The following is a 5501-nucleotide window of genomic DNA, read 5'->3' as shown; positions in this document are numbered from 1 at the left end:
ATTCTTCCTTTTTGAGAGACTATTACGCCTTTATCTACAAAAAGATCCACCAAACCTACGGCTTGATCAAGCAAACCGCCTGGATTATTTCTAAGATCTATTATAATTCCTTTCGTTTTTTCTTCATTCTCTTTTATATATTTTTTAACATCATTTACAACTTTTTTGTCAAAAGAGACTACTCTTAAATATAAGATATCGTCATTTAATATATGTTTTGCGTAAACTGAGTCTATTTTTATAATATCTCTTACGATTTCTACTTTTATCGGTTTTGGCTCACCTTTTCTCACTATAGTTAAAGTGATTTTCGTTCCGGGTTTTCCCCTCATTAAACTTACCGCTTCATCCAATGTCATATCGATAGTGGATTTATCGTCTATTTTTAAAATTATATCTCCGGCCTTAAGTCCCGCTTTATCCGCGGGTGTTCCCTCAATAGGAGCTATTACAGTTAAAGCCCCGTCTCTTATCCCTACCGTAATTCCTAATCCGCCAAACTCACCTTCGGTCTGAATTTTTAACTCTTTGAAATGCTTTTTATCAAGATATGATGAGTGGGCGTCAAGATTGTTTAGAAGTCCCGCTATTGCCTTATCTATTATCTCTTCGATACTCAATGGATCAACATAATATTTCTCAACGGTTCCTACCACTTTCGTAAATTTTGCGATTGATTGAAGCCTTGTGGTTAGGTTAAAGTCGTTTTCGCTTTTTGCATAAACGTCTGTTTGAAATATAGAATAACTCAAAATAGCGCTTGTTAAAAAACCGTATGTTAAATATCTCATTTTTATCATATTTATACCTCAATATTTTCTTTAAAAATCATGAGTGATTATAATTAAAATTTAATAAAAATTGGCTAAACTCATTATTTGGTTAAGATAGTTAAAAATGGTTAAAATGGTTGGGTAGTTAAAATAGTTGAGTGGTTAAGTAGTTAAGTGGTTAAGAAAATCACTAATTCCTAATTCCAAATTCCCAATTCCAAAATATATTTACACCATTTAGCTTAACAAACTTGACATAAATAGACTAAAGTTGTATAATAACGAAAAACTAAGAAAAGGAGAGTAGGGTATGAGTAATATTTTTGAAAAACTTACCCATAAAATGACGGAAACCATTGATAGTGCAGTAAGTTTAGCCCTGCACAACAAAAACCCGGAAGTTGACGTGGCTCATATGATATGGGCTTTGCTAACAGATAGTTCATCTATATTAAATCAAGCTTTAAACAAGATGGGCATTGATAAAACTCCCATCGAATTAGAAGCAAAAAGCGTTGCCGATAAACTGCCAAAAGTATCTTCAGTTACAAAAGAGAATATTAAAATTTCAAGAAATTTAGCGGAGTCTTTGCAAAAAGCGGAAGGTTTAATGGTAAAAAACGGCGATGCCTATTTGGCCGTGGATACTTGGATAGAGGCAAATACTGATAATCAAACAATAAAAGATATTTTAGGAAAATATGTTGATCTTTTTGAGCTAAAAAAGACCCTCGAAGCTATAAGAGGCGGCAAAAAGATAGATAAGCAAACGGCCGATGAAACTTTGGAAGCGTTGGAAAAATACGGGATAGATTTGACTAAAAAAGCGGCCGAAGGAGAACTTGATCCGGTAATTGGAAGAGACGAAGAAATACATAGGGTTATGCAGATACTTATTAGAAAAACAAAAAACAACCCTATATTACTTGGAGAGCCAGGTGTAGGTAAAACCGCTATAGTAGAAGGGCTTGCCCAAAGAATCGTAAATAAAGAGGTTCCTATCTCTTTACAAAATAAAAGATTAATCTCTCTTGATATGACAGCTTTGATTGCCGGAGCAAAGTATAGAGGAGAGTTTGAGGATAGATTAAAAGCCGTTGTTGATGAAGTAAAGCAAAGTGGCGATATTATATTATTTATAGATGAGATTCACACAATTGTTGGAGCTGGCGCAGGTGAAGGGAGTATGGATGCTGCAAATATCTTAAAGCCGGCATTAGCAAGAGGTGAACTTCACACAATAGGCGCAACAACACTTAAAGAGTATAGAAAATATTTTGAAAAAGATGCAGCTCTTCAAAGAAGATTTCAGCCGGTAAAGGTTGAAGAGCCTTCGATAAATGAAGCTTTACAGATATTAAGAGGATTAAAAGAGAGACTTGAGGCTCATCATAACGTTCAAATTCTTGATAGCGCTTTGGTTGCCGCAGCAAAACTAAGTGCCAGATATATCACAGATAGATATTTGCCAGATAAAGCGATAGATTTGATAGATGAAGCCGCAGCAGAGCTTAAAATGCAAATCGAATCTGAGCCTTTTGAGCTTAGTAAAGTAAAAAGAGAAATCCAACAGCTTCTTGTTGAAAAAGAGGCTCTTTTAATGGAAAAAAGCAAAAAAAATGAAGAAAGACTTGCCGAAATAGAAAAAGAACTCGCTAACTTGGAAGAAAAAAAGAGAGAACTTGAGACTCAATTTGAAAATGAAAAAAGAGTCTTTAAAGAGATCGCCTCAATTAAAGAGGAGATAGAAAAGAAAAGATTTGAAGCAGAACGAGCAAAAAGAGAGGGTGATTATAATAAAGCCGCAGAAATCGAATATGGTCAAATTCCGGCACTTGAGAGCAAATTAAAAGAGTTAAATAAGCAGTGGGAGAGAATGACCGAAGCTGGAACCCTTCTAAAAAATGCGGTTGATGAAGAGATGATAGCGGCGATTGTTAGCAAATGGACGGGTATTCCGGTAACAAAAATGCTACAAAGCGAAAAAGAGAAGATATTGCATGTAGAAGATGAGTTAAGAAAATATGTGGTAGGACAAGATGAAGCTCTAAGAGCGGTAGCAAGAGCCATAAAAAGAAATAAAGCCGGACTTAGTGAACCAAATAGACCAATAGGCAGCTTTATGTTTTTAGGACCGACAGGAGTTGGTAAAACAGAAACGGCAAAAACTTTAGCGAGATTTTTGTTTGATACCGAAAAATCTCTTATTAGAATAGATATGAGCGAATATATGGAAAAACACGCCGTTTCAAGACTTGTTGGTGCTCCTCCAGGATATGTGGGATATGAAGAGGGTGGACAGTTAACAGAAGCTGTTAGAAGAAAACCATACAGCGTAGTTTTATTTGATGAAATAGAAAAAGCTCATCCTGATGTTTTTAATATCCTTTTACAAGTATTGGATGATGGAAGACTAACTGATAATAAAGGCGTAACAGTTGATTTTAGAAATACTATCATTATAATGACAAGCAATATCGCAAGCGATAAGATTATGGAGTTTCGTGATCCAGAAGATAGAGAAAAAGCCGTAAAAGACGAGTTAAAAAGATATTTTAAACCTGAGTTTTTAAATAGGCTTGACGATATTGTGATATTTAATCCTCTTGGAGAGAGCGAAATAGTAAAAATCGTTGATATTATGTTTGAGAAAATAAAAGATAAATTAAAAGAAAGAGATATTAAGATAGAGCTCACTGAAGGAGCAAAAAGAATCGTAGCAAAAGCTGGGTTTGACCCTGTATATGGCGCAAGACCTCTTAAGAGAGCTTTATATGAGTTGGTAGAGGATAGATTGGCAGAACTAATTTTGGAAGATAAAGTAAAAGAGGGAGATAGCGTAGTATTTGACGCCGAAGGCGATGAAGTAGTTGTAATAGTAAATAATCAAAAAGTATAATCCAATCCGCCTTTTGGCGGATTGAAAAGTGTAAAAATATTCTACATTTTAATCAATCTTTCTAATATTGTGCAAAATATCTTCATAAGAATCGTTCAAATTTGTATAATATTTAAAATCTAACTTACGAGCTATTAAATGGATACGTTAAAAATATTTTTATCGGATTTAAAAAATTCTTTTAAAGATCTATTACCCATTATTGTAGTTGTAGCTCTTTTTCAATTTTTAATAATTCAACAAATTCCTCAAAACACCTTTTCAATAATTCTTGGACTTTTAATAGTAGCTGTAGGCCTTGCTATTTTTATTAGGGGTTTGGAGCTTGGAATTTTCCCTATAGGAGAAAATCTTGCTATTGAGTTTGCAAAAAAGGGGAGCCTTTTTTGGCTTTTGCTTTTTGCTTTCTTAATAGGATTTTCAACAACTGTCGCAGAACCCGCACTTATAGCGATTGCAAAAAAAGCACAAATTATTAGCGAAGGGAAAATAGATGCTTTTTTATTAAGAATGACTGTCGCCTTTTCCGTAGGATTTGCGATATCTTTAGGAGTGTTTAGGATAATTATAGGACATCCTATACATTATTATATTATTTTTGGTTATATTTTGGTTGTATTGATTACTTTTTTTGCTCCAAAAGAGATTGTAGGTTTAGCCTATGATAGCGGAGGAGTTACAACTTCTACTGTAACGGTTCCTTTAGTTGCGGCGCTTGGGATAGGACTTGCTTCAAGTATAAAGGGAAGAAATCCAGTAATTGACGGGTTTGGACTTATCGCTTTTGCCTCTTTGACTCCAATGATTTTTGTGCAGCTTTACGGAATTTTTGCAAATTATATAGGTGATGTTAATGAAGTAGCGGTAATTGCTCAAGCCGTATCTGAGGAAATTATCAAAGAGAGTAGTTTTGATTTAAAAAAGATTTTTTTTGATCTAATTAGTGTTATCAAAGATATTCTCCCTATACTTGGGGTTATTTTATTTTTTCAATATTTTGTTATAAAAAGACCCCTTCCACATCTAAAAAAGATCTCTTTTGGGATAATTTTAGTTATATTAGGCCTTTACGCTTTTATTTTGGGACTTGAAATCGGACTTTTCCCAATAGGCGAGACTTTAGCGTTTCAATTGACTTCAACTGGAAAAATATTTTTAATTTATATTTTTGCTTTTTTGATAGGATTTTCTACTACTATGGCAGAACCAGCTCTTTTGGCTGTTGCTATAAAAGCTCAAGAGGTAAGCGAAGATAGAATAAACGGTTTGCTACTTAGAATTTTTGTTGCTTTGGGAGTGGCTATAGGTATAGCGTTGGGAGCCTATAGAATAGTTACTGGCGGAGAACTTCATTATTATATAATAGTAGGATATATAATTGTCATTATTTTAACCTATTTTTCTCCAAAATATATTATTCCGATAGCCTATGATAGCGGAGGAGTCACAACTTCTACCGTCACAGTTCCTCTTGTTGCGGCTTTGGGACTTGGGCTGGCTCAAAATATACCAAATAGAGATCCATTAATCGATGGATTTGGACTTATAGCGTTTGCCTCTTTGTTTCCGATGATTACGGTTATGGGTTATGGGATTTACGCAGAATTTAAAAGAAAGGAAATAAAATGAAGTTTGTAGCGTTGGTTGCGATTATTCCAAATGAAGAAGAAGAAAGAGCTATTGAAGTAGCAAAAAGTGCCGGAGCTGGTGCCGTTACTATTGTTGGTGGAAGAAATATCGGTTTAAAAGAGAAAAAGATCTTTTTTGGGGTTACTTTGGAAGAGTCTATGTCAATACTGCTTTTTATACTGCCAAGGAAGCTATCTTTA

General features: G+C 34.4%; 3 protein-coding genes and 1 pseudogene. 3 read left to right on the top strand and 1 reads right to left on the bottom strand.

Annotated elements, in window-relative coordinates; genetic code table 11:
- On the bottom strand, positions 1–800 hold an 800-nt coding region (locus AC30RD_RS05770), incomplete at its 3' end, for a S41 family peptidase (protein ID WP_489493387.1).
- A gap of 283 nt (positions 801–1083) precedes the next feature.
- On the opposite strand from AC30RD_RS05770, the gene AC30RD_RS05765 reads away from it, so the two are divergent.
- The 3 genes and pseudogenes from AC30RD_RS05765 to AC30RD_RS05755 form a co-directional block, all read left to right on the top strand.
- Positions 1084–3672 carry an ATP-dependent Clp protease ATP-binding subunit gene (locus AC30RD_RS05765; RefSeq protein ID WP_489493386.1) on the top strand — a complete coding sequence of 863 codons (2589 nt, stop codon included), beginning with the start codon at positions 1084–1086 and terminating at the stop codon, positions 3670–3672.
- A gap of 138 nt (positions 3673–3810) precedes the next feature.
- Positions 3811–5301, top strand: a complete 1491-nt coding sequence (locus AC30RD_RS05760; RefSeq protein WP_489493385.1) for a DUF1538 domain-containing protein — start codon at positions 3811–3813, stop codon at positions 5299–5301.
- Positions 5298–5501: pseudogene (locus tag AC30RD_RS05755) on the top strand (transcriptional regulator); the annotation flags it as partial. The gene AC30RD_RS05760 and the pseudogene AC30RD_RS05755, both read left to right, overlap by 4 nt.

The sequence above is a fragment of the Nitrosophilus sp. genome (assembly GCF_982775275.1).
This window is presented reverse-complemented; position numbering and strand designations above follow the sequence as displayed.

Excerpts from the sequence above, each read along its gene's own strand:
- AC30RD_RS05765 (WP_489493386.1), top strand. The coding sequence starts at position 1,084 with ATGAGTAATATTTTTGAAAAACTTACCCATAAAATGACGGAAACCATT.
- AC30RD_RS05760 (WP_489493385.1), top strand. The coding sequence starts at position 3,811 with ATGGATACGTTAAAAATATTTTTATCGGATTTAAAAAATTCTTTTAAA.